Below are 25,310 nucleotides of genomic sequence, written 5' to 3'. Positions count from 1 at the left end.
GTATTGCGCCGAGGATAGATGGTGTCGAACCGGTTCGATTCAACGCGCCACATGCGCTAAACGACGGGCCCGCGCGGGTGGGCGCGGCGCTGCGGTTATTTCGGATGATGAAAATTTTAGCATGGCGCCCGCCTGCCCGCTGGCCCTGCAGAAGGAGCGACTCGCAATGCACACCTTGCCCGCAACCGACATCGAACTCGCCGCGTGGCTGCGGCTGTCGCTCGCACCGGGGCTGAAACCCGCGGCGCTGCGCTTGATGCTGAGCGCTTTTGGATTGCCGGGAGCGATTTTAGGTCAATCGCCGCAAGCCCTGGCCGGGGTCGCCGGCGAAGCCGCAGCGCGCGCCGCGCTCGCGCCGCCGGGCCCCGAATTCGACGCCCAACTCGACGCGGTGATCGCATGGCGCGAGCTGCCAGGCAATCAGGTCGTGACACTCGACGACCCCGCGTACCCGCCCGCGCTGCTGACCATGCCCGACCCGCCGCCACTTCTATATATAAAAGGCCGGCTCGATCTGGTGCATACGCGAGCGGTCGCTCTCATCGGTAGCCGCAGCGCGACGCCGCAAGGCGTCGAAGACGCGGAGCGTTTCGCACGCGAGCTGTCGGCTGCAGGTGTGGTCATCGTGTCGGGACTGGCGCTCGGCATCGACGGCGCCGCGCATCGGGGCGGCCTGGAAGGCATCGGCAGCACGGTGGCGGTGATCGGCACCGGCGCGGATCTCGTGTACCCGGCGGCGCATCATGCGCTGGCGCGGCAGATCGCGGTGCAGGGCGCGATTCTCTCGGAGTGGCCGCTCGGCACGCCCGCGCGCGCCGCCAATTTTCCGCAGCGTAACCGCCTGATCGCCGGGCTGGCCAGCGGCGTGGTGATCGTCGAGGCGGCGATGCGCTCTGGCTCGCTGATCACCGCGCGGCTCGCCAATGAAATGGGACGCGACATCTTCGCGTTGCCCGGCTCGATTCACGCGCCGCTGTCGCGCGGATGTCATCGGATCATCAAGCAAGGCGCAAAGCTGGTGGAATCGCCCGAGGAAGTGCTGGAAGAATTGGGCTTTGCCAGGCGGCCGGCGGTTCGTGCTGCCCCGGCTTCAACGCAGACTGTGCTTCGGGATGGCGTCGATTCGCGGAATACGCCGCCAGTCGGCGCTTCGGCAAAGGTTCAGCCCGCGCTGGCAACGGCGCCGGCCGCCGATATGAATCACTCGAAATCGGCGACTTCAGACGCGAGCGGAGCGGTATGTGCCGGCTCGGAGGCCGCGCCTGACTCGACCACGCTGTCGCTAGCAGCAGGAACACCGCTGAAACCACGACCCGCGGCGGCGAAGCAAGCAGCGGCCCGCGCCGGTTTCGCAACGCCAGAATCGCCCGCGCCGCCCCTTACCCCGGCCACTCCCGATGCGCAGCGACTCCTCGCGGCGCTCGGCCACTCGCCGACCACGCTTGAAATCCTGGCCACCCGCACCGAGATGGAGGACTCGGCCCTGCAAACCACGTTGCTGCAACTGGAACTCGCCGGACAGGTGACCTTGCTGCCCGGTGGCCGTTTCATGCGGGCCAGCCACAGCCGAGCTCGCGTGGACCAGGGTTGACCACCCTTCGGCATCGGCCATGCTACATTCGCGCCAAAGCACCTGACAAAGTACGCAAGGAACCCACCACATGCCCGCGCTGAATCTCGACACCGACCAAGACCGGATCGCCGAGCGCGTCAACGAGCCCGACACGCTGTTCGTGGCGTGCCTATGCGCGCAATGGTGCGGGACCTGTCGTGATTATCGGGACGCTTTCGACAAACTGGCCGACCGGCATCCCGATATCTGTTTCGCATGGATCGACATCGAAACCCATGCGGATCGCTTCGACGATCTGGATGTCGAGAACTTCCCGACCATCCTGATCGAAGACTCGGTCACAACACGCTTTTTCGGTACGGTTTTGCCACAGGCGTCGATTGTGGAGCGGATGTTGCTGGACCTGACGGCCGTGCCTGGCATCACCGGCGCGCCGAAGCTGCGGCCCGCGCTGACGGTCGCCTGACCGCGGCGGCGCCGCCGCTCGACTGTCGCTGCGAGAGCGTGTTGAAAGCGCTACACAGCACGTTTGCCGCAGCTTGCCCAACGTCTGAGCGCGCAATTATGATGGCGCGCTTTTAGGGCACTTGACACGCCGCCTTCGCGCCGTGTGCTATAAAGCGGTCGTCAATGGGTCGCAAAGGTCGCAAACGAGGGTCGCGCGCTTAAATGGCGCACTCAAGGCCAACAACCCGGATCTACCAACCTCACATCGAGTCATGTCCAAAGCACTGATCATCGCCGAAAAGCCTTCCGTCGCGAACGACATCGCGCGCGCTTTGGGCGGCTTTACCAAGCATGACGAGTACTACGAAAGCGACGACTACGTCCTTTCCTCGGCAGTCGGCCACCTGCTGGAAATTGCCGCGCCCGAAGACTACGAAGTCAAGCGCGGCAAGTGGAGCTTCGCCAATCTGCCCGTCATTCCGCCACATTTCGATCTGAACCCGATCGCCAAGAGCGAGTCGCGCCTGAAGGTGCTGACCAAGCTGCTCAAGCGTAAGGACGTCGACCGTCTGATCAACGCATGCGACGCGGGGCGCGAGGGCGAGCTGATCTTCCGCCTGATCGCGCAGCACGCCAAAGCCAAGCAGCCGGTGCAGCGTCTGTGGCTGCAATCGATGACGGCCGGCGCAATCCGTGACGGCTTCGCCCGTCTGCGCAGCGACGAAGAGATGCAGCCGCTCGCCGATGCGGCGCGCTGCCGCTCGGAGGCGGACTGGCTGGTCGGCATCAATGGCACGCGGGCAATGACCGCGTTCAACAGCAAGGGCGGCGGATTCTTCCTGACCACGGTCGGGCGGGTGCAGACGCCGACGCTGTCGATCGTCGTCGAGCGCGAAGAGAAGATTCGCCGCTTCGTGCCGCGCGACTACTGGGAAGTGAAGGCGGAGTTCGTCTGTGCGGGCGGTTTCTACGAAGGCCGCTGGTTCGATCCGAAATTCAAGCGCGACGAGTTCGACCCGGAAAAGCGCGATTCGCGTCTGTGGGCGCTGCCCGCGGCCGAAACGATCGTCGCCGCCTGCCGCGGCCAGATCGGCACAGTGACCGAAGAATCGAAGCCGTCCACACAGCTGTCGCCGGCCCTCTTCGACCTGACCAGCTTGCAGCGCGAGGCCAATGGCCGCTTCGGCTTCTCGGCGAAGAACACACTGGGCCTCGCCCAGGCGCTGTATGAAAAGCACAAGGTGCTGACCTATCCCCGGACCGACGCTCGCGCGCTGCCGGAAGACTATATGGATACGGTCAAGCAGACACTCGGCATGCTCAAGGAAAGCAACAACTATTTGCCGTTCGCCAAGCAGGTGCTCGACAAGGGCTGGGTGAAGCCGAACAAGCGCATCTTCGACAACTCGAAGATCAGCGACCACTTCGCAATCATCCCGACGCTACAAGCGCCGAAGAATCTGTCCGAGCCGGAGCAGAAGCTCTACGACCTCGTCGTGAAGCGCTTCCTGTCGGTGTTCTTCCCCGCCGCCGAATACCGGGTGACGACGCGGATCACCCAAGTGGTCGGCCATCACTTCAAAACCGAAGGCAAGGTGCTCGTCGAACCCGGCTGGTTGCAGGTCTACGGCCGTGAAATCAGCGGTGAAGACGCGAACCTGGTACCGGTGCAAAAGGACGAGAAGGTCAAGACCGACAAGATCGCCGCTCAGCAACTGGTGACCAAGCCGCCCGCACGCTACAACGAAGCGACCTTGCTGTCGGCGATGGAAGGCGCGGGCAAACTCGTCGAAGACGACGAGTTGCGCGAAGCGATGGCGGCCAAGGGGCTTGGCACGCCGGCTACGCGTGCGGCCATCATCGAAGGTCTGCTCGGTGAAAAGTATCTGATCCGCGAAGGCCGCGATCTGATTCCGACCGCTAAAGCGTTCCAGTTGATGACGCTGTTGCGCGGCCTCGGCGTGAAAGAGCTGACCGCGCCTGAACTGACCGGCGAGTGGGAATACAAACTCTCGCAGATGGAACGCGGCAACCTGCCTCGCGATGCGTTCATGCAGGAAATCGCACGCATGACGCAGACGATCGTCAAGCGCGCGAAGGAATACGATTCCGACACGATCCCGGGCGATTACGCGACGTTGCAGACGCCGTGTCCGAATTGCGGCGGTCAGGTGAAGGAGAACTACCGGCGTTTCGCCTGCTCGAAATGCGAGTTTTCGATTTCGAAGATTCCGGGCGGACGCCAGTTCGAAATTCCAGAAGTCGAAGAACTCCTGCAGAACAAGACGATCGGACCGCTGTCGGGCTTCCGCAGCAAAATGGGGCGGCCGTTCTCGGCGATCCTCAAGCTGTCGTTGGACGACGAGATCAAGAACTACAAGCTCGAGTTCGATTTCGGCCAGGATGCGGGCGGCGAAGACGGTGAACCGCCTGACTTCTCGGATCAGCAGCCGGTGGGCGCTTGCCCGAAGTGCAAGGGTCGCGTGTTCGAACACGGCATGAGCTACGTCTGCGAGAACTCGGTCGCCAACCCGAAGACCTGCGACTTCCGCTCGGGCAAGGTGATCCTGCAGCAGGAAATTGCCCGTGAGCAGATGGCCAAGCTGCTCGAAGAAGGCCGCACGGACCTGCTGACGAACTTCAAGTCGTCGCGCACCGGACGTAACTTCAAGGCGTTCCTCGTCAAGCAGAACGACGGCAAGATCGGCTTCGAATTCGAGAAGAAAGAGCCGTCGGCGAAGACTGCCGCGAAGACCGCGGCGGCCAAATCGGCTGCGAAGGCGGCGCCGGAGTCGGACGATGGAGAAACGGCAGTGGCGGTAAAGACTGCGCCCGCCGCTAAAAAGGCTGCGGCGAAGAAAGCGCCTGCGGGCAAAACCGCAGCAGCCAGGAAAGCGCCCGCGAAGAAAGCGGTAGCGCGTAAAACCGGCTCCTGATTCAAGCTGATAGCCGCGCCGGAAGACGTTTCACGTCCGGCAGGTCTCCTCCGCGCTTGCCATGAAAAAAGGCGCAGTCACTTTTGGTGACTGCGCCTTTTTAATGTCCACAGGCATATGCCTGCGTTGCTGCCTTCTGTCATCCCAACCGTTACAGCGGCGACAAAGCCGTTGGCCGGGTGCGATTCGTCGTCTTTGCCAAAGTCTTCGGCACGGGTGCCAGCTCGCTGTCCAGCAGCCGCGACAGCGGCTCGGCGCCATCGAACGCTTCCGGCGGCATGGAGTCCGCGGAATCGAACGCCGCCGACGTAACGGGCCGCTCGAGGCCGTCCTTGATCCATTGCTCACCGAGCACGCTGTTCGGCGTCTGGTTGAAGTGCTCGACCAGATGATCGATGAACGTGCGCACCTTCGCCGGCAAGTGACGACGGCTCGGATAGGCGATGTTGATCTCCACCTGCGGCAAGCGGTAATCGCCGAGCAAGCGCACCAGTCTGCCGCGTGTCATGTCGCGGCCGATCAGGTAGCTCGGCAGAATCGCGATGCCCATGCCGAGCAGCGCAAACTGCCGCAGCATTTCCGTGTTATTCGCAACGATGACGTTCGACGGACGCACGCGCACCTCGCCTTCCGGGCCCGTGAACACTCGCTCGTCGCCCCAGTACTCGGAGGGCAGACTCAGGCACGGATGCTCCAGCAGATGCTCGGGACGCGTCGGCGTGCCGTGCTTCTCCAGATAGGCCGGCGTCGCGCACACGGTCATGCAGCCGGTGGTCAGGCGCCGCGTGACGATGCTGGCACTGCGCATTTGCCGCGCAATCACCACGCCGACGTCGAAGCCTTCTTCGACGAGATCAACCTGGCGGTCGACCAGCGTGACATCGGGGATGACTTTCGGATAGCGCTCCGCGTACGTTTGAAGCACGGGCGCGAGATTATGCAAACCAAAGACGACCGGTGCGACGATTCGCAACGTGCCGACCGGCTCGTGATTACGCGCCACCACCATCTGTTCGACGTCTTCCAGTTCGTCGAGAATCTGGCGCGCACGCTCGAGATACACCTGACCTGATTCGGTCAGCGACAAGCTGCGGGTCGTGCGATTAAGCAGCCGCGTACCAAGACGGCCTTCGAGGTCGGCAACGTGACGGGTGGCGACCGCGTTGGAAATATCCATCGCGCTCGCAGCGCGGGCAAAACTGCCGAGATCCGCCACTTTGACGAAAACTCGCATCGACTGCAAATGATCCATAGGACAACTCCTGCCGTGTTACAGCTTTCTGACAATTGGTGAAAACCAGTGCAGCGAACTTGGAATTCTCCTACGACTCGCGAAATCGTGCAGAAGTTGCCCGCGAAACCGGAAATATTGTCAATTTTCGTGCGACTGTATTCCCTAATGTGGGGCATGACCGTCGATTGTTCCTTGAAACGAAACAATTTGCTGCGACGCAGCTAGTACAGTCTTTTTTGTTCGAACAGACGCAAAGGTCGCTCCAGCATTGCGGAATCAGAAAAAATCCTCGAGCGGGGGTCGAATCAGAAAAGAAAAGCCGCCCGAAGGCGGCTTTAGTCGAGAAGTGAACGCTCACATGATCAAGCTGCGAGTTTCCCTTCGAGCGCCTTTTTGGCCTGCGTCAAAGCGGGGGGCAAACCATTTCGCAATGTGTCGAATAGCTCCGCATGCAGCGCGAGTTCGTTGCGCCACGCGGCGTCGTCGACCGAAATCACCTGCTCGAACTGCTCACGGCTGAAGTCCAGCCCGCTCCAGTCAATGTCCTCGTAGTGAGGCGACACGCCGAAAGCGTGCTCCTCGCCCTGCGCCGTGCCTTCGATCCGGCCAACCATCCAGCTCAACACGCGCATGTTCTCGCCAAAACCCGGCCAGACAAACTTGCCGTCCGCGCCTTTGCGGAACCAGTTAACGCAGAAGATTTTCGGCAGCTTGGCGTTCAGTCTTTCGAGACGCTCGCCGGTTTTCAGCCAGTGACCGAAGTAGTCGCTCATGTTGTAGCCGCAGAATGGCAGCATCGCGAACGGATCGCGGCGCACCACGCCCTGCTGGCCGGCGGCGGCGGCGGTCGTCTCGGAGCCCATGGTCGCCGCCATGTAGACACCTTCGACCCAGTTGCGCGCTTCGGTGACGAGCGGCACGGTGGTCGAACGGCGGCCCCCGAAGATGAATGCATCGATCGGGACGCCAGCCGGATTTTCCCAGTCCGCGTCGATCGACGGACATTGCGAGGCCGGCGCCGTGAAGCGTGCATTCGGATGCGCCGCCTTGCGTCCGCTCTCCTTCGCGCTGGCCGGTGTCCAGTCCTTGCCCTGCCAGTCGATCAGGTGCGCGGGCGGCTCGTCGGTCATGCCTTCCCACCAGACGTCGCCGTCGTCCGTCAGCGCGACGTTCGTGAAGATGACGTTTTCCTTCAGCGTGGCCATCGCGTTGAAGTTGGTCTTTTCGCTCGTGCCCGGCGCGACGCCGAAATATCCCGCTTCGGGATTGATCGCGTACAGACGGCCATCCTTACCCGGCTTGATCCAGGCGATATCGTCGCCGATCGTGGAGATTTTCCAGCCGTTCAGGCCTTCCGGCGGGATCAGCATCGCAAAGTTGGTCTTGCCGCACGCCGACGGAAACGCCGCCGCGACGTGATGCTTGCGCCCTTGCGGCGACGTCACGCCGAGAATCAGCATGTGTTCGGCGAGCCAGCCTTCGGCGCGGCCCATCGTCGAGGCGATGCGAAGCGCGAAACACTTCTTGCCGAGCAGCGCATTGCCGCCGTAGCCGGAGCCGTAGCTCCAGATTTCGCGCGATTCGGGGAAATGGACGATGTACTTGGTCTTGTTGCACGGCCAGGACACGTCTTCCTCTCCCGCCGCGAGCGGCGCGCCGACCGAATGGACGCACGGCACGAAGTCGCCCTCTTCGCCCAGCACGTCGTACACCTGGCGGCCCATGCGCGTCATGATGCGCATGTTGGTCGCGACGTACGGGCTGTCGCTCAACTCGACGCCGATGTGTGCGATCGGCGACCCGAGCGGCCCCATGGAAAACGGCACCACGTACATCGTGCGGCCGCGCATCGCACCGTCGAACAGGCCGTCGAGCGTGGCGCGCATGTCGTCCGGGGCGATCCAGTTATTGGTGGGGCCCGCGTCTTCCTCACGCTGCGAGCAGATGAAGGTGCGATCCTCGACGCGCGCGACGTCGGAAGGATCGGACCATGCCAGGTAAGAATTGGGACGTTTCGCTGGATTGAGCTTCTTGAGGGTGCCCGCTTCGACCATCTGCGCGCAAAGTCGGTCGTACTCCTGCTGCGTGCCGTCGCACCAGACGATCCTGGCCGGCTTGGTCATCGCGGCAACCCGCCGCACCCAGTCGATCAGTTTGCGGTTCTTGACCCACGCTGGCGCCTTGATAGCTGGCTGTCCTTCAAATGAGGGATGATTCATCGACCTGTCTCCGTTTTGAAAGCAATAGAAAAACGGTACTAGCCCGGCGACGCTGCATGCGAGAGGCATTCAATTCATCACGCGAGGTGTCGACTACCCGACGCGCAATTGCGCAGGTCATCCTGAGCCATCCAGTCTGTCTGGCGGAGGCGCCCTATTGACGGGGCTTCTGCAACCGTCTGTAAAGCGGCTTGCCTCAACACGCAACAAACTGTTAAAAACGATTTCAATTTGCCCTTAGCGTGGTGCTGTTGTACTTTGCAGCAGCATCTACGGTAAGGCATCCTGCCACACCGGCATGTGACCTAAGTCACATGGAGGGACAGTGAGCATAACACTCGATTCCGCACCGTCATGGTGCGCCGCAAGACACATACCATGAAGATTGCCATCCTCGACGATTACCAGGACGCTGTTCGCAAGCTCGACTGCTTTCAATTGCTGGCCGATCACGAAGTCAAAGTTTTCAACAATACCGTCCGCGGACTCGGCCAGCTGGCAAGCCGTCTCGCCGAAGTCGACGCGCTCGTCCTGATTCGCGAACGTACCCGAATCAACTCGCAACTGCTCGACAAATTGCCGCGACTGCGCATGATCAGCCAGACCGGAAAAGTGGCCGGCCACATCGATCTTGCGGCCTGCACCGAGCGCGGTGTCGCCGTGTTGGAAGGCACCGGTTCGCCGTTCGCGCCGGCCGAGCTGACGTGGGCTCTCATCATGGCGGCGCAGCGCCGCATTCCGCAATACGTAGCTAACCTTAAGCAAGGCGCCTGGCAGCAATCCGGCCTGAAGACGTCGGCGCTGCCGCCGAACTTCGGTCTGGGTCAGGTGCTGCGCGGTCAAACGCTGGGGATTTGGGGTTACGGCAAGATCGGCCGTCTGGTCGCCGGCTACGGCAAGGCGTTCGGCATGAACGTGCTGATCTGGGGCCGCGAGCATTCGCGTGAAGCCGCTCGCGCCGACGGGTATAGCGTGGCCGAGAGCCGCGAAGCGCTTTTCGAGCAGACCGACGTGCTGTCCTTGCACCTGCGTCTGCACGACGACACGCGCGGCATCGTCAAGCAGGAAGACCTGATGCGCATGAAGCCGACCGCCTTGCTCGTGAACACGAGCCGGGCCGAACTGCTCGACGAAAACGCGCTGGTGAGCGCGCTGTCGCACAACCGGCCGGGGATGGTCGCCATCGATGTCTACGAAAGCGAGCCGATCCTGCAGGGCTACAGCCTGCTGCGAATGGAAAACGTGATCTGCACGCCGCACATCGGCTATGTGGAACGCGAGAGCTACGAGCAGTATTTCACCGCGGCGTTCAACAACATTCTGGCGTTCGACGCCGGCGATACCGCCAGCGTCGCGAATCCGGAAGCGTTGCAGGGCGGGCGCCGGCGGTAAAGCTGGGCGTTGACTGGCTGCCCCGGCGACGATTGCCGGCGGCTGGTGGCAGGCCGGTACGCGATCTCACGCGCAACCCATCCGTGCAGCTCAGCTCGACTCAGCGCGCTTCGTGCGCGCCAGCCTCCAGCAGATCGGGCACGCGCTCGAGGAAGGTCTCGCCATCGGCGCGACCGAGGTTGTATGCATGCGTCATCTGGGAAGGGCTCGTGTAATCCCAGCTCGAAATCGGCACCTTGCGCGACGGCTGCACGTAAAGCCGTTGCTGCACGCCGTGCGGCACGACGAACATCTGTGGCCGCGGGTAGAGGCGCGTGACCATCACCAGCACGTTACCGGGGGCGCTGGCGTCGAGTGCGCCGACCGGCACGTTGTCGACCATGCCACCGTCCAGCACCGGCCGGCCGTTGCGCCGCAGAACCGGCGTAAACGGCGGCGTACTTGATGATTGCAGGATCAGATCCGCGAGATCCTCGACGCTCGCGCAATCCTGCGCACGCACGAATTCCGGATGAAAGCCGAGCGTCTGACCCAAGGTCGGATGCAGCGTCTTGCGCACGTATTTCTCGATGTTGTACGCGATCAGGCCCGCGGCGACTGCGCTGCGCGCGCCCAGCCAGCGCGGCAGGTGCGACACGCCGATGCGGATTTCCGGCGCGTCGGCAAGCGTCGAAAACTTCTCGCCGTAGATGTCGAGCAGCGCCTGCCGGTAGATCCGGTAGTGCGGAAACACCGACTCGCCGCGCAGCAGGTTGCCCCAGTAAGCGTTGCGGGTGTTGTGGCGTAGTGCGTCCTGGTAATAGCGCATGACCCAGTCGGAGTCGCGCGTGTAGAGCATGCACGCGGTCGCGGCGCCGGCCGAAATGCCGGTAATGACGCGCGGCCGGACCTGTAACTCCGGCTGCACCACGTCCCAGAAACCCGCCTGCCACCAGCAGCGGTTGCCCCCGCCGGCGAATACGACCTGATCGAACATCCTGGTTTTTCCTCTCGTGCGGCTTGCCGCGCTGTTTCTGTCTCAGTCGAGCAGCGCGTAGGTCGTGGTGGCGTGAACGGCCATCTTGCCGGTTTCATCGAACAGTTCGACTTCGCCGAACACCAGATTGCGGCCCATGCGCAGCACGCGCGCGGTGATCAGCACGTCGCCCTTGCGGACCGCGCGCATGAAGTTGATGTTCAGCGACACCGTGCTCATCGGCTTGAAGCCGCCGAGCGCGGCCGAAATGGCGATGATCATCGCCGTGTCGGCGGCCGCCATGAACACTTGGCCGCAGATCACGCCGCCCGCATGGCGCAGGCCGCCGGAAAACGGCAGGCGCAGTGTGGCGCTTTCTTCATCAGCCTTGACCGGGGTCAGCGTGAGCGCACGAACCCATGGCGCGAGGATGCGGTCGAGCAACTCGATAATTTCTTTCTCATCCATGGCAGTCCCCGGTCGAAAGCCGCGCGACGCTTCGCGCGGTGAGATGTCCGCGACATGATACCGGGACGATCAGCGCCGCGCGTTTTTCACGCTCGTGGCGCCATCGAGGAATGACTCCCATCTGCGGACGCGAATGTTTTTAAGAAATTTACTAAAGGGGCTTGGCAAGCTCGAAAAGTTACTGCATAATTTCGCTTCTGTTGGGGGCGTTAGCTCAGTTGGTAGAGCAGCGGACTCTTAATCCGTAGGTCGAGTGTTCGAGTCACTCACGCCCCACCAAAGAAATCAAGCACTTAGCCCGGTCCTCGCGACCGGGCTTTTTGTTTCCTGGCGCCCATGTAACCGCGGTGTAACCGGCTTTCGTCAACGCACGTCGACTACCGACGTCGCCGCCGAGACTAAACAACGGCGATGTGTTCGCCTGTTCGGCCTGTTCGCCCACTTCCTGCGATCCTCCGCGACCGTACTCACAATCGGTTCGCGAGCGTTCACCCCCGAGGGACGAACCACCCTTCGATGCAGCAATAGCGGCCGGGACTTGTCCGGCCTGTTGCGAACGTTCACTTACTGATACCGCAGCGCCTTATTGCGACACAGCGCGGACAAGTACACGTTCGCGTCTGCACGCCGCCGCATCAACGCACCCGGTCTACATTCCGGGTCGGCCACGCCCGCCTCCCCTCACTGCGTCAATCGAAGCACACCAAGGCTGCTGGCAATCTGCTGGAAGATGGTATTGAGGTCCGAGTTGGTCGGTGCATGGTAGTAGTTGCCCGGCGACGCGCAACTCTGCATCGTCTGCTGTGCCACCGCACTCGATGCGTCGCTCCCGAAAGTAATCGCGTAGATGACGATCCCGCTGTTCTTCATCGCGGTACAGACACCGAGCTGGAAGGCATTGATGTCGTCGACCGATGTTGTCGAGCCGTCGAAGAGCGACGAACCGTTCAGGCGTGTGACGGTGGGCGCTTGCAACGCGCTGCTCCCGACGCCCGACAAGCCGTTGAAGGACGGCGGCGGCATGATGCCGTTCGCGCTCCCTGGATCATTCTCGCCGTCGGTCAATACGATCGCGACCCGTTGCAATCCTTGCGTGATCTCCGGGCGGGGCAACGTGTTGTCGGTCGACACCCAGCCGTTTCCTTTCGACACATTGTTCGACCAGTCCGACGACAACATACGCCAGCCCCACAGCAGGCCCGTCGGAATGATCGTCGAGCCCGCGGCCTGCATACCGCCGATGGCGGTGGTCAGCGAGTTCGCGTCCTGAGTGAGGAATTTTACCGGCGCGATCGAGCAAGGGCTGCCGGTTCCGTTGACGTTGCCGTTCTGATCATAGGTCTTGGTTTTGGGGTTGGTCTGGCTTGCCTGGCCCCAGGCCGCGGCGATACCCAATCCGTTGCTGATGCCGCAGGTTGTCGTCGAACCGTTGGTCTGCAGGGTCAGCGGAACGCCGGCCACGGTGTTGGTACTCGACTCAACACAATTGTTATTGCCACCACTCGTGCTTTTGTACGTCTTAACCGTGAAGCCTGCCTTCGGGACGTTAAAGAAGAACGGCGTGAATCCTGGCGAATTCAACGGTGCATAGGCCTGTGGATACAGGTTCGAGCTCACATCGCGCGGCTCGACGGCGCAACCGCCCCATCCCGATCCGGTCACGCCAGAGTGGCGCGTCATATAGACATAGTTCGGGTTGTATGTGAAGCTCGGCGTCATCCAGCTGCCGCTCGGAAGCAGCGCGCTGCCCAAATTGACCATGGTGGTGAACGGCACAAGCCCGACGTAGGAGTTGTTCTTCGGAACACTGAAGATGTTGTTCACGAGGCCAGTGGCCGCCGTGCGAAGCCCTTGGATCTTCGTGCCCTGCGTCTTGTCGCTGCTCGCGTAGTCGGACATCGAACCAGTGTTGTCGAGCACCAGGACCAGTTCGAGCAAACTCTGCGGCTGGCGCAGCGCCGTGTTGCTGGCGGAGATAGTCACCGTGTCAGGCGCTCCGCCGGAGCCGGAGCCGGAGCCGGAACCAGAACCGGACCCGTCGCCCGATGCGCTATTACCGAAGATGATCGGTGCCAGCAACGGAGCGCTACCCGTCGCAGAGAGCTTGATGGTCTGGCCAGTGGAAGGCATGCCGCTGACCGTCGCCGAAAACTTGGGGTCAGGCATGCTGAATTCCATGTAACCCGACGGCATGTTCGCATTGTAGTAAGCGCGCGCGTCGGCTTGCCACTGCGCAAGACTGCTCCCCGTGGTACTCGGGTAATGCGCGAGGTTGACACCCGAAGACAGCGTGGCGACGTCGAGCGCCATCTGGATGCGAGTCTGCGTCATCTGGTAATGAATGGTGTCGATGGCAGTGCACATCGATCCGATCATCATGGTTGCGCACAGCGAGAACATGACCGTGAGCGAACCCTCGTCTCCGCTGAGCAATCTCGTGAGAGAGCGAGGCTGTAATGGAGCCACGTGGCGGGTCGACCGATTGGCGGCTCGTGCCGCGATATGGTCGAAAATCATGACGACACCAAAGTCAGTGCAGTGCCAGCACGCGGGCGCACATAGACTCGTTCGTAGATGGTCTGAGTGCCTGGTGCGCTCGTCCAGAAAGGCATGGTCATCGAGAAGGGCGTGTATGAATAGAACACCTCCACCACGACCGCCGAATCACCGTTACGAAACGGCCATGTTGCCGGCAAGAGACTCGTGGCCGTTTCCCGCGATTTCATGGCGGCCAGGGTCCAAGGCGCGCTCCGCTGCCAGAACCGCACCGGCGTACCGGCAGCCATCGTCGGCGCGCTGGGTACGTAGGGTTTCGTGCCCGGGGCGGCCGCGTTGCAGCCTGCCATCGCCTGATCGCAGATCGAAGTGATATAAACGCCACCCTTCGTCTGCAATGCGTTCGGCACGGCGAGCAGCGTCGCCGCGTTCCAGAGCGAACCGAGACTGTCCGTAGAACCTGTCGTGGGGTCGTCGACAACCGCTGTCATCTGCCCCAGCGAATCGGCGAGCGTGAAGGCTGTATGCTCGACAAGACTCACGGCCCGCATGTACAGGTACACCTCGCTAAAGCCGAGCAGGATCAGCAGCATCAGCGGGACGATAATCACGAACTCGATCGTCACGCTGCCGCGATCCGATCGAAGAAGGCCGAAACGACTGGCCAATGACATTTTTTTCATCGCACTTTTCATTTTTCGTTTTGCACGAGGTAATTGCGTTGAAACGTAAGCGGCAACGTCACTCCGAAAAATCTGTATATGCCAGTGAAGCCCGTCGGCAAGGTGACGCTGATCTGGTAAGCGACGACGTCGCCGAGACCGCCCATGTTCGATTGATAGTTTGGCGTGCCAACATTGTCGTAATTGCCATAGTTCCAGGTGTTGATACTCACCGTTGCACCGATGTTCTGCCAGCGGCCCAGCACGCTCATCACGATGCTTTTCGCCTGATCCGAACGCGTGCCGGTGGCCGGATCGGTCGTGGTCAGCCCGGTGCGCGACGCGGATTCAGCCGCAATCTGCACCGTTGCGTCGACAATCATGTCGAGCGCAAGCTCGAAGGTGGCCAGCGTCAGGAGGATCACGACCGGCGACAGGAGGGCGAACTCGATCGCCGAGACCCCACGGTTGTCGGCAAGGAAGCGGGCCAGCCGGCGACGCCGCTGCGAGGCTGCCGTTTTCATCGGAGGCTCGCTGCCTGGACAGAGGCGGTCGGCACTGCCGTTACTTTGGACGTAGCCGGACGCGGCGCGAGGCGCTCGCGCTGGATTTCGTAGAAGCGCAAGTTGTCCTGCACCGATGCCTTGGGCAGATCGCGCCCGAGGATTTCAGCAGCCGCTTCGGTATTGCCGAGCAGGCCATAGGCAAGCGCGAGATCCTGGCGAGCCTGCGGGGGCGCCGCAGGATAACGTGTAACGTCGAGCAGCACGTTCGCGCCTTCACGCGGATTGCCGCTCAGGATCAGCGACAGACCGAGGTTCACGCTCAGCATTGGATCGCCGGGATTCATGTTCAATGCATCGCGAAGCACAGCCTGCGCGCCCAGATGATCGCCCGTGAGGTCGAACGCCGCGCCAAGCCCCGCCAACGCCATTGGATCGTTCGGCGTCACCGCTAGTACGCGATGATAGGTGGCGATCGCAGTATCGAAGCGCCTCTGGTGAATCGCGACACGCGCGATGCCGATCAGCGGTGCGGTCGCGCGCGGATCGGCCTGGCTTGCGTGCTCGTAGTAGACACCCGCCCGCGTGAAATCGCCGACCGCGTAAAGGGTATTACCGAGCCCGGTCAATCCCTCGACCGAATGCGGGTCGGCCTTTACCGCTTTTTCGTACAGCGTCGTCGCCAGTTCGAGGTTGCCGGAGTCGAGCGCCGTGTCCGCGATTCGAAGCTCGCTCATGGTCGTGGGCGTCGAGTTGCGTATTACGGGCCGCGCTTCGGAGACGCGTTCGGTTGTCGTGCACGCAGCGGTGAGCGTCAACAGCGACATGCCGCAAGCGATCAGCGAGGCTCGCCGGACAGAACCCAGAAGCTGGATGCCTCGCGTGACGGGCACACGGCGAGCAATGGTGAGATGAGCGTTTTTCATTGTTTGGCGAGTGCATCCATCAGTTGGATAACGGCCGGGCCGGCGGCAATCGCCACGACCGCGGGAAGAATGAACAGCATCATCGGCACGACCATCTTTGGAGCGAGCTTGGCAGCCTTCTCTTCCAGCGAAACGATGTGGGCGAGCCGTTCGGTGCGCGACAGCGTACGCAGTGCCTGGGTGATCGGGGTGCCGTAACGCATTGACTGCGTTAGTGTTGAAATGAGCGCGCGGATCGACGGCAGATTGATCCGCTCGGCCAAACCGTGCAGCGCACGCGTGCTGTCACCGGAGAGCTTGAGTTCGTCGGCCGTCAGTGCAAATTCGCTCGAAAGTGGCGGGCAGATTGTCGCGAGTTCATCGGCCACGCGCCGGATACTCACGCCGAGGCTGTTACCCGCGTTCGTGCAGATAACGAGCAGATCGAGTGCATCGGGCAAGCACCCTTCCATCTCTTTGCGGCGTTGCGACGCGCGAAACGAAACGACGTATTCGGGGATGATCATTCCGATGATGAACACGAAGAGCATCATCACACCGCGAAACGCCGGATAGCCGCCAAAGACCGGAATGTGTGACCCCAGCATGACCGTCAGCGCGGCACAGATCAGACCGACTCCGAACTTGACCGCCAGCAGGATGGACACAGCGAGGTTGCTGCGGTAGCCGCTTTGAAGCATTTCCTTCTTCAACTTGAGGCGATATTTCGCGTCGAACAGCGGCAGGCGGTCACCCACCACCGCCAGGCGATGCAGGAAGCGCTGGCCAAACCCGCTTCCTTCCTCGAGTTCCTCCGACTCCGTGCTGCCTGCCCGCTGGGCGAGCGCGGCTTGCCGTGCTCGCTCGGCGATCCGTCCGCGGCTGCCGCCGTGCTTCGTCGCCCACCAGATCGCGAGCGCGGCGAACAGCGCAAACAGCATCAGCAGGTTGATCAGCGTTTCGACGTTGGCCGGACTCATCGCGAGGTATCCAGTTTTGAAATTTTGCCGATGACGGTCAGGCCGATCGCGAGCGAGATCGCGCCAAACGTCAGAAGCTTCTGGCCGGGAAGCGTCTTGAACAGAATAAAGAGGTAGGTTCGATTCATCGCATACATAGCAAGCATGATCACCGCTGGAATGGCAGCCATGATCTTGGTCGTGATGCGGGCTTCTCCCGTAAGCGCCTTCGTTTTCTGACGGATCTCACGACGTGTCCGAACAATCCCGGCCAGACCTTCGAGCGTCTCGCCAAGCTGGCCGCCCGTTTCACGCTGCAGCAACAGACACACGCAGAAGAATGAAAAGTCCGCGATCTCAATGCGTTTGACGGCCACGGCCAACACTTCTTCCAGATCGAGACCGACCTGCAGCGAATCGCTCATCAGCTTGAATTCACGACGCATCGGCTCAGGGCACTCGCTCGAAACGGTGCCGATGACCTGCGTAACCGGGACACCAGCACGCACCGCGCGCACGATAAGGTCGATCACGTCAGGGAAGCCCTCGAGAAAGCGTCGGCGAAACCGCTGGACCAGCGTTTGATAAGCGCGGCCGCCTGCAAATATCGGTAGTCCGACGATAAGCAGCGGTATAGCGAAGCTTGGCAGCGGCATGAAGCGCGTCATCAGCATCGCAACGAGCGCGCCGGCCCCCCCTGCCGCCAGCACGACGCGAATGCCGTTCTTCCCGGCGACGGTTCGCAGGCGCGCCGCCTTCGGTCCATACCGGCGGCTTATCGCGTTGTCGCGTTTGCTGATCGTGAACAGGTCGGTATGGCGTGTCCTGTCGTCTCGCGTGCGCAAGTCGTGCGAGGAAAACGCTTCTTCCATACGCGCCTTGATCCTTGCTTTAGGCTGGTGCTTGCGCATGTCCTGCATGACCAGCCACATCACGCCGAGCATCAGCACGAGTATGAAAGCGCATGTCGTAAGGAGGTCAACCCTGTTCATGGCCTCATCGCCTCCAGCAGCGCATCTTCGAGCCCGTAATACGCCGCGCGCGCCGAGAACGCCGGTCGCACCAACGCCGATTCGTAGACACCCTTGACCTCTTCGCTATAGGCGGTTGCGTCGTAGCGAAACGTAAACAGATCCTGCGTGATGATGACGTCGCCTTCCATGCCGACCAGTTCGGTGATGCGGGTGACACGGCGCATGCCGTCGCGCATCCGCTCGATCTGCACGATCAGGTGCACCGCACTCGCGATCTGCCGGCGAATCGATAGAAGCGGGAGGTTCCCGTTCGCCATCATCACCATGCTCTCAAGCCGGGTGATGCCGTCGCGCGGAGTGTTCGCATGGATCGTGGTCATCGAGCCGTCGTGGCCCGTGTTCATCGCCTGCAACACGTCGAAGGCTTCCGCACCACGCGTTTCGCCGAGGATGATCCGGTCCGGACGCATCCGCAGCGCATTGCGCACGAGATCGCGCTGAGCGACGCCGCCGAGTCCTTCGGCGTTCTCTGGCCGCGTCTCCAGACTGACGACGTGCGGCTGGACGAGTTGCAGCTCGGCCGCGTCTTCGATGGTGATGGTCCGCTCGCCGAGTCCGATGAAGTGCGACAGCGCATTGAGCAAGGTAGTTTTGCCGGAGCCGGTACCGCCCGACACAATGACGTTCAGCCGGCAGGTACTCGCAAGCTTGAGCAGGTTCGCCATCTGCAGCGACATGTTGCCTTGCTGCGCCATCCGCAAAAGCGTGATGTTGCGCTTCGAGAACTTACGAATCGAAATGCTCGCCCCATGAATGGCGAGCGGCGGTAGCACGACGTTCACCCGGCTGCCGTCGGCGAGACGTGCATCGACCATCGGACTGCTTTCGTCGACCCGCCGCCCCACCCCAGCGGCGATCCGCTGCGCCACATTGACGACGTGCGCATTGTCTCGAAACTTGAAGGGCGTGAGTTCCAGGCGTCCGTGCCGCTCTACGTAGACCTGATCGGGTCCGTTGACCAGCACGTCGGTGATCGTTTCGTCGGCAAGCAACGGTTCGATCGGACCCAGGCCGAACATGTCGTTCAACAGTTCACCGACGATCTGCCCTTGTTCAGACATCGTGATGTTGAGGCGTTCGCGCTCCGCAATTTCGAGCACCAGTTGCTCGACGCCCGGTTTCATCTGCTCACGCGTCTTGCCGACCGCGGCCGACGCGTTTATCAGGCTGAACACACCGTTACGGATCGTTCTGAACAGCTCGGAGCGCACCAGCGTCTCGTTGCCCTCCGACGTATGCGAGCGAGCCGCAGCTGGCGCCGCCGTCGCTTCGATCACGGCGACAGCTTCCGCTGCTGCGGCGTCAACAGTCGCTTCAGATGTACGCGGAGCCTGCTTTTGCCCGAACATCAGCGCCTCCTGAATCTGAGCTTTTGGAAGAACGTGCGTTCAGCGGCCGCAGGCTGACCGGTCAGGTCGCGTGCGATTCGCATGATGGTCTGATTAAAGCCGTTCGGCGCCTTTTCGTTCGGCGCCTCGCCCAGGTTCTCGGCGACAGTGACTGCCTTGGCTTCGAACGGAATCTCATACAGCGCGGCACGTCCGACGGCCGCCGTGAAGTCGGCCGCCTGGACCTTGCCCGTGCTCGCCGCATTCGGATTGTTCAGCAGCAGCGAAGTGGGCGGGTTGTTGTCGCGGTCCTCGATAAAACGCAAGATACGTATCGTCTCGCGCGTCGAATGCACCGAAGGGTCGGCGACCAGATAGACGCGCGATGCATAGTCGAACGCGTCGCCTGCAAGCGGGTCGGTCAGACTGCCGACATCCAGGATCACATAGTGAAAGCTATCGCATAGCAGCTCGAGCACGCGCGCAAGCGCCCCCCCCTGGAACGGCGAGAGGTTCCCGTAATCGAGTTCGGCCGACAGGACGAAGAGCCGCGCGCCCTTTGCGATCAACGTGCGCTCCACATACTGCGGATCCAGCCGATGCACGTTCTGTAGCACGTCGCTCAGGCCGTTGTTACTTTGGATGCCGAGCATGCTGTTCGCCGCGCCGCCGTACAGGTTCAGGTCGACATAGGCCACCCGGCGATGCGTGTCCTCGGCCAGATGGCGGGCGATGTTGAGCGCGACCGTGGTCGTGCCGACGCCGCCGCGCGTTCCTGCGAACGCAATCGTCTTGCCCGCGCGCGCCAGCATCACGGGGCTGACCTTGCCCTCGGCGACATTCACGGTCCGCTTGAGCAGTTCGACCGTGAGAGGCTTGACCAGATAATCGCGCACGCCGATCTTCAGGAGACTGCGGAACAGCCCGACATCATTACGCTCGCCCAAGGCCACGACCTGAACGGAAGGCTCGCACACTTCAGCGAGCCGGCCGAGGTCCGACAACGGCATCACCGAATTCTGCAGATCGATCAGCAGGAACTGCGGCGATCGTTCGATTTTCGCCAGGTAAGCAATCGCGTCATCGACTCCGCCGACTGCAACGTGCGTATGCGGCATGACCTGGTCGAGCACGAAGCTCTTGAGCACCTGCTCCGTCTTGCGGTCGTTCACGAACGCAATGAAATCGGCGACCCGGGTTCCTGTGTTGTTCTTCGTAGAGTTGAACTCAGTCGTGCTCATGGTCGTCTTCCGTGAGTGTTAGCCGCGTCACTTGGAATCGCGCGAAGTGCCGCTGTCGAGCGGAATCACACGACCGGTTTCGTAACGATGCACCGCGCTCGCCGCGACGGCGGCGTCGGCTGGACCGAGTGGCTGCGGCTTGACGAGATCTTCCGGATGCGCGACTTGCGCTGCGAGATTGGTGTAAGTCGCACAGCCCCACTCCATGCTCGGGCGATGCCAGCCCGCGTCCGTCAGCACCGACGGGCGCGCGAGCTTGGCGCAATCGGGCGGCAACACGGAGTGGCCGTCGAAGCCGATCGTCGACGAATCCGGCATGCCGAACGGGGGCTTGAAGCATCCGCTGACGCTGGCCGCGATAGCGCAGACGAGAAGGAGCGTAAGAAGACGGACGGTTTTCATTAGGTCGGGCTCCTGAAGCGGCTCAATAGACGTATCCGGCCGCGCCAACGAGACGCGGTTGATCAGACGCGGAAGACCCATTGCCGGCCTGACGGTTGTAGCTGTATTCGACGTCGCTGCTGGGCGATACCAGCGATTCGAGCGGCGTGCGAAGCTTGGACGAGTCGGTCGGCTCGACCAGATAGGGCGTCACCATGATCACGAGCTCCGTCTTGTTGTTCTGGTAATTCGTCGACGAGAAAAGCTTGCCCAGAATAGGAATGGAGCCCATGCCCGGGATCTGCGAAATGATGTCGGTCGTATTGCTCTGCAGCAGGCCGCCGATCGCAAAACTCTGGCCGCTCCCCAGTTCGACGGTGGTATCGGCACGGCGCACACTTAGCCCCGGCACCGTGATGCCGCCCGTCGTGACACTCACCGACGTGTCGATCTGGCTCACCTCCGGACGCACCTTCAGGCTGATGCGGCGATCGTTGAGTACGGTCGGCGTGAAGTCGAGCTTCACGCCGAACTGCTTGAACTCAACGGAAATCGCGCCGTTGGTCTGCGACACCGGAATCGGGAATTCGCCGCCGGCGAGGAAGCTTGCGGTCTGGCCGGACATCGCCACGAGGTTCGGCTCGGCAAGAACGGTCAGCAGACCTTCCTGGTTCAATGCATCGACGAGCGCCTGAATATTGACGTTATTCGTCTTGAACGCGCCGAATAGCGAAAACGCGTTATTGCTCGGCAGGTTCACCGGATAAGTCGTCTGGCCCGTCGGGCCGATGATTGGCTGGTTCAGGTTGTAGATCGGGCGCCCGCTGAAGAGGCCGCCGTAGAAATTGCCGAACGAGTTACCCATTGCCTGCCAGTTGATCCCAAGCTGCTGCGTTACGTTCCGGTCCACTTCCGTGATTCGCACGCGCAACTGCACCTGCAGCGGACGGTCGATCGTCATGCGGTTGATCAGGACTTCCTTGTCCGCCAGATACGGCGTGACGGCCTGGACTACGGCGTCGGCGTCGGACGGGTTGGTCGCCTTGCCCGACAGCTGCAACGAGCCCTTCCCCGTGCTCACCTGCACGTTCATGCCGGGAAAGCGCGCGGCGATCATGTTGCGCAGTCCGTCCATGTCGCGCCCGACCACGACCGTTCGTCGCACCAATGTCTTGTTGTTCGCGCCGAGCACGTAGAGCGTGGTGTTACCGGTTTTCTTGCCCAGCACGAACACGGCCTTCGGCGACGGGACGTGAACGTCAGCGATCGTCGGATCGGCGATGAAGACCGAAGTGGCGACCTCGTTCAGCGGCACCAGCGTGCCTTTACCCTCACTGACGTTCAGTGGCGCCGATGCATCGTTGGGCAAGGCCATCGATGTCGCAGCGACAGTCCGCGGCAACGTGGCGTGAGAGGAAGCCGTGCGCCCCGCGGAGGCCGGATGTGAGGCAGCGCCGTGCGACTTGTCCGAGCGCAATGGCGCCGCGTGCGCCGGCGTTGCGAGTATCGGCACCGCGCAAGAAACCGCGCAAGCCATCAACCATACTGCTTTGCGAATCGGACTGAACGGCATTTTCACGTTTCTCTATCCTGGCAAATGAACCTGATCCCGCGGTTAGACGACGTCAGCGTTGCGCGGGAATGGACGGCAACGGCGGCGCGCTGTCTCCCCCTCCGGCAGTACCCGCTGCCGGGTCGGACTTCTCGGAGCCTCGGTAGATCATGACCGGCCGCGCTGCGACGGATGCGGGTGCGGTGGCGCTGAGCTGGACTGCGCGCGATCTCGGGAGGTCGCGCACGGCGCGCGAGATGTCGCCCGCCCAAACCGGCGCCGGTTGTACGGCGGAAGCCGGCGCCGATGCGGCGGGGTCGCGCGAAGCCGTCGCGAAACTGCGGAGCGCAAGCGACAGGCTGCCGAGCCGTGCAGCGACGGACACAACCTCGCCCATGCGCGGTGTGACTTCCAGCGTGACCGTACGGGCCGGGCGGCTTCCCATCGGCTCCGCGCCGTCGCCGGTTTTCGGCCGCTTGATTTCGGAGCCGACCGCGAGCACGCGCACGTGCTCGACCACCGTTTCGCTCGACACGGCGAGATCAGGAGAGTCGGTGCGGCGATCCATCTGCTGCGTCAGCAGCAGATCGACGTAATCGCCCGGCTGGATCAGCCCTGCGTTACCGGAGACGTCGTCGACGGCCACCGACACCGCGCGCATTTCAGGCTTGAGCGTTGCCGCCAGGAATCCCGGTGCACCCGGCAGAATCACGTCTTCGGCCACGAGGACGGTGCCGGTCGCTGCCGCATGACGCAGCAACGCACCCTTCAGTTCGGGCGCGCCTGGCGTACCGGCAACAATGGCGCCCGCCGGGATATCGGCGAGGGACATGGGTTTCCAGACCATATCTTCGTCGCGCAGGAGCAAGCCCTGCGGGAGATCGGCTGCGCTCACCAGCACCTTTTGCGTCTTGATGACAGCCTTCGACGGATGCGATCCACTCGCTACGACCACCCGCACGATCAGGGCGATCATGATGGCTCCGACGATCAGCACGGCGAATTTAATGACGTTTGACATGGGAGCGCCGTCCTATCGCTTCAAAATCAGAGGCATCACGGCCGGCAGCACGATCATCAGACCGCCGCCAAAGGCGAGCGCTACGCCGTAGGGGACGCCACGTGCTCCGGAAAACAGCGCCAGCACCCGCATCGGCAGGGCTCGTTGGTCCGGATTCATGTTTCGCGTGGCAAGACTGATCAGGGACACCACCGTCCCGATCACGGAAATCAGTGTTAATGCCGGCAGCGCGAGACTCGAGCCAACCCACAGAAAAATGACCGACGCCAGCTTCGCGTCACCTCCGCCGAGCATCTTCGCTGCGAAGAGCGCGGCACAGACGAGGAACACCCCCAGCGCCAACACCAGGTGGACGATCACTTCGTCAGCGGGCAGACGAAGGATTAGCGCGTCCGCGAAAAACAGCGCGCCGACTGCCAGCACGACGCGGGTCGGCAGGCGTCGCGAACGAATGTCGATGACCGCGAGCCACAGCAGAGCGCACAGCACAAGGAAACGAATGCCGAGAGACAGTAGGTGCACGAAGGTCGCCGTATAGAAATGCGAGGTGAGCCAGACAGGGGTTCGGATCGAACCGGTCCGAACCCCTGACCATCGTTACGTCGAAGCGGCCGTGATTTTCGCGTACAGGTTGGTGAACAAATCACCCATCGATGTTTTCATCGTCACACCGACTGCTGTCAGAGCGACGACAACGATGCCAGCCAGAATCGCGTATTCCATGGCGCTCACGCCACGCTCATCGCGAACAAACGCTTTCAAGAGTTTGATCATGTGTTTCCCCCGTAAAACAACAGATAGAAAAACTCTCCCGGGAAGGCCAAGAACCGGGTATAGCCAGCCACATCCCATGCCCGTCTCGCCCAAACAAAGAGAAGGGCGACAAATCATTGCTGCGCATTACGAGCCGGGACGGCCGGTAATTCCTATAACGGCGAGGCAGCAAGCAACTTTAGCAATCCGTATCGATTATTTTTGTGCCCAGCGATAGTTGGCAAAACTTCGCAAATCGCTTAAAAAATGCAACATCGGATGATTTAACGTTTGCGAGGTCCATTCTGTGCGGGAGTCCTCACTGAAGAGCTTTGGTAAGTTGCTTTGTCAATCTGGAGCGGATAGGCGTTAGCCCGTACAAAAATCTCAACAAAAAAATCCTTCGGACAGTGATGATCGGTAAATTCTTGTGATTGCCAGGTTTCTAACTTGGCTAGTTTTGCCCCTCGTCATAAGGTTCACGCGAGGCGATACATTTATGACGTTCACGTGCGCACGCCGACCGAAGCGACCCGACACGTGCTCGAGCTGATTGGCGAACTGTACGGCATCGAGGCCGGCATCCATGGCAAGCCGGCCGCCGAGCGGCAGCGCGTGCGACAGGAGAAGAGCGTGCCGCTGATCGCAACCATCAAAGCGTGGATGACAGACAAGATCGCCGCGCTGCCGACGAAATCCGAGCTGGCCAAGGCGATCCGCTACTCGCTCAACCAATGGGACGCGCTCGTGCTGTACTGCGAAGACGGTCGCCTGGAGATCAGCAACGCTCTTGCCGAAAACGCCCTGCGCTGTGTCGCCCTCGATCGCCGGACCTACATGTTCGCCGGCTCCGACAAGGAGGTGAGCGGGCCGCCGCGATGTACAGCCTGATCGGGACGGGCAAGCTGAACGGCATCAACTCGCGCGCCCACCTGGAATACGTCCTGACTCATATTGCCGATCACAAAATCAATTGCATCGATGAGTGGGTATTCCGGCCTAACGTGACCGACGATTCCGGACGAACGTGACCGAGCATTCCGATTCATCGTGACCGGTCATTCCGGACGAACGTGACCGATTTCCGGGGCTTTCCGGAATCCGCGGTCACGAAGCCGGAATCGACGGTCACGATACCGGAATGGTGTCGTACAGCGCCGTAACGGTGTTACGCATATCCGCAACAGCGACGGGTACCTGTCGATGACCGGCAGAGCGGACGGGTCGGAGTCGGACGTCAGCGCATCAGTG

Annotated in this window: 22 protein-coding genes, 1 tRNA gene and 1 pseudogene; 7 read left to right on the top strand and 17 right to left on the bottom strand. The window is 61.9% G+C overall.

What is annotated here, in order from left to right:
• Positions 1-166 precede the first annotated feature (166 nt).
• The 3 genes from dprA (at position 167) to B0G69_RS07050 (ending at position 4,956) form a co-directional block, all read left to right on the top strand.
• Entirely contained in the window at positions 167-1,591 is a 1,425-nt protein-coding gene (gene dprA, locus B0G69_RS07060; protein ID WP_121316244.1) for a DNA-processing protein DprA, read from the top strand.
• Positions 1,592-1,661: 70 nt separating this feature from the next.
• Positions 1,662-2,039 (top strand): thioredoxin family protein, encoded by a 378-nt coding sequence (locus tag B0G69_RS07055; RefSeq protein WP_121316243.1) that lies wholly within the window; start codon positions 1,662-1,664, stop codon positions 2,037-2,039.
• A 253-nt stretch (positions 2,040-2,292) separates the two neighbouring features.
• On the top strand, positions 2,293-4,956 hold the full coding sequence (locus B0G69_RS07050; RefSeq protein WP_121316242.1) for a DNA topoisomerase III: 2,664 nt from the start codon (positions 2,293-2,295) through the stop codon (positions 4,954-4,956).
• A gap of 151 nt (positions 4,957-5,107) precedes the next feature.
• On the opposite strand, the gene B0G69_RS07045 is transcribed toward B0G69_RS07050, so the two are convergent.
• A complete protein-coding gene (locus tag B0G69_RS07045) occupies positions 5,108-6,208 on the bottom strand; it encodes a LysR family transcriptional regulator (protein WP_121316241.1) in 1,101 nt (366 codons plus the stop codon).
• 59 nt (positions 6,209-6,267) lie between these two features.
• Here B0G69_RS07045 and B0G69_RS40580 point away from each other — a divergent pair, with 59 nt between their 5' ends.
• On the top strand, positions 6,268-6,540 hold the full coding sequence (locus tag B0G69_RS40580) for a hypothetical protein (RefSeq protein ID WP_147440706.1): 273 nt from the start codon (positions 6,268-6,270) through the stop codon (positions 6,538-6,540).
• Positions 6,541-6,552: 12 nt separating this feature from the next.
• Here the strand turns inward: B0G69_RS40580 and B0G69_RS07040 are convergent, their stop codons facing one another.
• Positions 6,553-8,409, bottom strand: coding sequence for a phosphoenolpyruvate carboxykinase (GTP) (locus B0G69_RS07040; protein ID WP_121316240.1), 1,857 nt, complete (start codon positions 8,407-8,409; stop codon positions 6,553-6,555).
• 378 nt (positions 8,410-8,787) lie between these two features.
• Here B0G69_RS07040 and B0G69_RS07035 point away from each other — a divergent pair, with 378 nt between their 5' ends.
• Positions 8,788-9,801 (top strand): D-2-hydroxyacid dehydrogenase family protein, encoded by a 1,014-nt coding sequence (locus B0G69_RS07035; RefSeq protein WP_121319168.1) that lies wholly within the window; start codon positions 8,788-8,790, stop codon positions 9,799-9,801.
• 100 nt (positions 9,802-9,901) lie between these two features.
• Here B0G69_RS07035 and B0G69_RS07030 read toward each other — a convergent pair whose 3' ends face one another.
• Positions 9,902-10,777 carry a patatin-like phospholipase family protein gene (locus tag B0G69_RS07030; RefSeq protein WP_121316239.1) on the bottom strand — a complete coding sequence of 292 codons (876 nt, stop codon included), beginning with the start codon at positions 10,775-10,777 and terminating at the stop codon, positions 9,902-9,904.
• Positions 10,778-10,819: 42 nt separating this feature from the next.
• Positions 10,820-11,224 (bottom strand): PaaI family thioesterase, encoded by a 405-nt coding sequence (locus B0G69_RS07025; protein ID WP_121316238.1) that lies wholly within the window; start codon positions 11,222-11,224, stop codon positions 10,820-10,822.
• 203 nt (positions 11,225-11,427) lie between these two features.
• Between B0G69_RS07025 and B0G69_RS07020 the strand changes: the two genes are divergently transcribed.
• Positions 11,428-11,503: transfer RNA gene (locus tag B0G69_RS07020), tRNA-Lys, on the top strand.
• Between the two features lie 402 nt (positions 11,504-11,905).
• On the opposite strand, the gene B0G69_RS07015 is transcribed toward B0G69_RS07020, so the two are convergent.
• The 13 genes from B0G69_RS07015 to B0G69_RS06955 all read right to left on the bottom strand — a co-directional run bounded on the left by B0G69_RS07015 (position 11,906) and on the right by B0G69_RS06955 (position 24,080).
• Entirely contained in the window at positions 11,906-13,741 is a 1,836-nt protein-coding gene (locus tag B0G69_RS07015) for a VWA domain-containing protein (RefSeq protein ID WP_241991274.1), read from the bottom strand.
• Positions 13,738-14,415: a TadE/TadG family type IV pilus assembly protein gene (locus B0G69_RS07010; protein ID WP_121316237.1), complete on the bottom strand. Its 678-nt coding sequence runs from the start codon at positions 14,413-14,415 to the stop codon at positions 13,738-13,740. Before B0G69_RS07010 ends, B0G69_RS07015 begins: the two co-directional genes overlap by 4 nt.
• Positions 14,412-14,906, bottom strand: coding sequence for a TadE/TadG family type IV pilus assembly protein (locus B0G69_RS07005; RefSeq protein ID WP_121316236.1), 495 nt, complete (start codon positions 14,904-14,906; stop codon positions 14,412-14,414). Before B0G69_RS07005 ends, B0G69_RS07010 begins: the two co-directional genes overlap by 4 nt.
• Positions 14,903-15,811 (bottom strand): tetratricopeptide repeat protein, encoded by a 909-nt coding sequence (locus B0G69_RS07000; protein ID WP_241991273.1) that lies wholly within the window; start codon positions 15,809-15,811, stop codon positions 14,903-14,905. Before B0G69_RS07000 ends, B0G69_RS07005 begins: the two co-directional genes overlap by 4 nt.
• Positions 15,808-16,770: a type II secretion system F family protein gene (locus tag B0G69_RS06995; protein WP_121316234.1), complete on the bottom strand. Its 963-nt coding sequence runs from the start codon at positions 16,768-16,770 to the stop codon at positions 15,808-15,810. The genes B0G69_RS07000 and B0G69_RS06995 overlap by 4 nt, the downstream gene beginning before the upstream one ends.
• Positions 16,767-17,741 carry a type II secretion system F family protein gene (locus B0G69_RS06990; protein ID WP_121316233.1) on the bottom strand — a complete coding sequence of 325 codons (975 nt, stop codon included), beginning with the start codon at positions 17,739-17,741 and terminating at the stop codon, positions 16,767-16,769. Before B0G69_RS06990 ends, B0G69_RS06995 begins: the two co-directional genes overlap by 4 nt.
• Entirely contained in the window at positions 17,738-19,132 is a 1,395-nt protein-coding gene (locus B0G69_RS06985; protein ID WP_121316232.1) for a CpaF family protein, read from the bottom strand. Before B0G69_RS06985 ends, B0G69_RS06990 begins: the two co-directional genes overlap by 4 nt.
• On the bottom strand, positions 19,132-20,352 hold the full coding sequence (locus tag B0G69_RS06980; protein ID WP_121316231.1) for an AAA family ATPase: 1,221 nt from the start codon (positions 20,350-20,352) through the stop codon (positions 19,132-19,134). The genes B0G69_RS06985 and B0G69_RS06980 overlap by 1 nt, the downstream gene beginning before the upstream one ends.
• Before the next feature lie 27 nt (positions 20,353-20,379).
• A complete protein-coding gene (locus B0G69_RS06975) occupies positions 20,380-20,754 on the bottom strand; it encodes a CpaD family pilus assembly lipoprotein (protein WP_121316230.1) in 375 nt (124 codons plus the stop codon).
• A 22-nt stretch (positions 20,755-20,776) separates the two neighbouring features.
• Positions 20,777-22,108, bottom strand: a complete 1,332-nt coding sequence (locus B0G69_RS06970) for a type II and III secretion system protein family protein (RefSeq protein ID WP_121316229.1) — start codon at positions 22,106-22,108, stop codon at positions 20,777-20,779.
• Positions 22,109-22,358: 250 nt separating this feature from the next.
• Positions 22,359-23,306: a Flp pilus assembly protein CpaB gene (cpaB, locus tag B0G69_RS06965; protein WP_121316228.1), complete on the bottom strand. Its 948-nt coding sequence runs from the start codon at positions 23,304-23,306 to the stop codon at positions 22,359-22,361.
• Positions 23,307-23,318: 12 nt separating this feature from the next.
• Positions 23,319-23,828 carry a prepilin peptidase gene (locus B0G69_RS06960; RefSeq protein ID WP_121316227.1) on the bottom strand — a complete coding sequence of 170 codons (510 nt, stop codon included), beginning with the start codon at positions 23,826-23,828 and terminating at the stop codon, positions 23,319-23,321.
• Between the two features lie 75 nt (positions 23,829-23,903).
• Positions 23,904-24,080, bottom strand: a complete 177-nt coding sequence (locus B0G69_RS06955; RefSeq protein WP_121316226.1) for a Flp family type IVb pilin — start codon at positions 24,078-24,080, stop codon at positions 23,904-23,906.
• 459 nt (positions 24,081-24,539) lie between these two features.
• Here B0G69_RS06955 and B0G69_RS06950 point away from each other — a divergent pair.
• Positions 24,540-25,090, top strand: a pseudogene (locus B0G69_RS06950) (transposase); the annotation flags it as partial.
• Positions 25,091-25,310: the final 220 nt, after the last annotated feature.

The sequence above is a fragment of the Paraburkholderia sp. RAU2J genome (assembly GCF_003634845.1).
GTDB classification, from domain to species: domain Bacteria; phylum Pseudomonadota; class Gammaproteobacteria; order Burkholderiales; family Burkholderiaceae; genus Paraburkholderia; species Paraburkholderia fynbosensis.
The sequence above is the reverse complement of the archived record's forward strand: the minus strand, read 5'-3'. Positions and strand labels throughout refer to the sequence as shown.

Coding starts and splice junctions, on each gene's coding strand:
- B0G69_RS07005 (WP_121316236.1), bottom strand. CDS start 14,906: ATGAAAACGGCAGCCTCGCAGCGGCGTCGCCGGCTGGCCCGCTTCCTT.
- B0G69_RS06975 (WP_121316230.1), bottom strand. CDS start 20,754: ATGAAAACCGTCCGTCTTCTTACGCTCCTTCTCGTCTGCGCTATCGCG.
- B0G69_RS06990 (WP_121316233.1), bottom strand. CDS start 17,741: ATGAACAGGGTTGACCTCCTTACGACATGCGCTTTCATACTCGTGCTG.
- B0G69_RS07010 (WP_121316237.1), bottom strand. CDS start 14,415: ATGAAAAGTGCGATGAAAAAAATGTCATTGGCCAGTCGTTTCGGCCTT.
- B0G69_RS07035 (WP_121319168.1), top strand. CDS start 8,788: ATGAAGATTGCCATCCTCGACGATTACCAGGACGCTGTTCGCAAGCTC.
- B0G69_RS07030 (WP_121316239.1), bottom strand. CDS start 10,777: ATGTTCGATCAGGTCGTATTCGCCGGCGGGGGCAACCGCTGCTGGTGG.
- B0G69_RS06985 (WP_121316232.1), bottom strand. CDS start 19,132: ATGTTCGGGCAAAAGCAGGCTCCGCGTACATCTGAAGCGACTGTTGAC.
- B0G69_RS07000 (WP_241991273.1), bottom strand. CDS start 15,811: ATGAAAAACGCTCATCTCACCATTGCTCGCCGTGTGCCCGTCACGCGA.
- B0G69_RS07025 (WP_121316238.1), bottom strand. CDS start 11,224: ATGGATGAGAAAGAAATTATCGAGTTGCTCGACCGCATCCTCGCGCCA.
- B0G69_RS07050 (WP_121316242.1), top strand. CDS start 2,293: ATGTCCAAAGCACTGATCATCGCCGAAAAGCCTTCCGTCGCGAACGAC.
- cpaB (WP_121316228.1), bottom strand. CDS start 23,306: ATGTCAAACGTCATTAAATTCGCCGTGCTGATCGTCGGAGCCATCATG.
- B0G69_RS06970 (WP_121316229.1), bottom strand. CDS start 22,108: ATGGCCTTGCCCAACGATGCATCGGCGCCACTGAACGTCAGTGAGGGT.
- B0G69_RS07045 (WP_121316241.1), bottom strand. CDS start 6,208: ATGGATCATTTGCAGTCGATGCGAGTTTTCGTCAAAGTGGCGGATCTC.
- B0G69_RS06995 (WP_121316234.1), bottom strand. CDS start 16,770: ATGAGTCCGGCCAACGTCGAAACGCTGATCAACCTGCTGATGCTGTTT.
- B0G69_RS07055 (WP_121316243.1), top strand. CDS start 1,662: ATGCCCGCGCTGAATCTCGACACCGACCAAGACCGGATCGCCGAGCGC.
- B0G69_RS07015 (WP_241991274.1), bottom strand. CDS start 13,741: ATGATTTTCGACCATATCGCGGCACGAGCCGCCAATCGGTCGACCCGC.
- B0G69_RS07040 (WP_121316240.1), bottom strand. CDS start 8,409: ATGAATCATCCCTCATTTGAAGGACAGCCAGCTATCAAGGCGCCAGCG.
- B0G69_RS06980 (WP_121316231.1), bottom strand. CDS start 20,352: ATGAGCACGACTGAGTTCAACTCTACGAAGAACAACACAGGAACCCGG.
- B0G69_RS06955 (WP_121316226.1), bottom strand. CDS start 24,080: ATGATCAAACTCTTGAAAGCGTTTGTTCGCGATGAGCGTGGCGTGAGC.
- dprA (WP_121316244.1), top strand. CDS start 167: ATGCACACCTTGCCCGCAACCGACATCGAACTCGCCGCGTGGCTGCGG.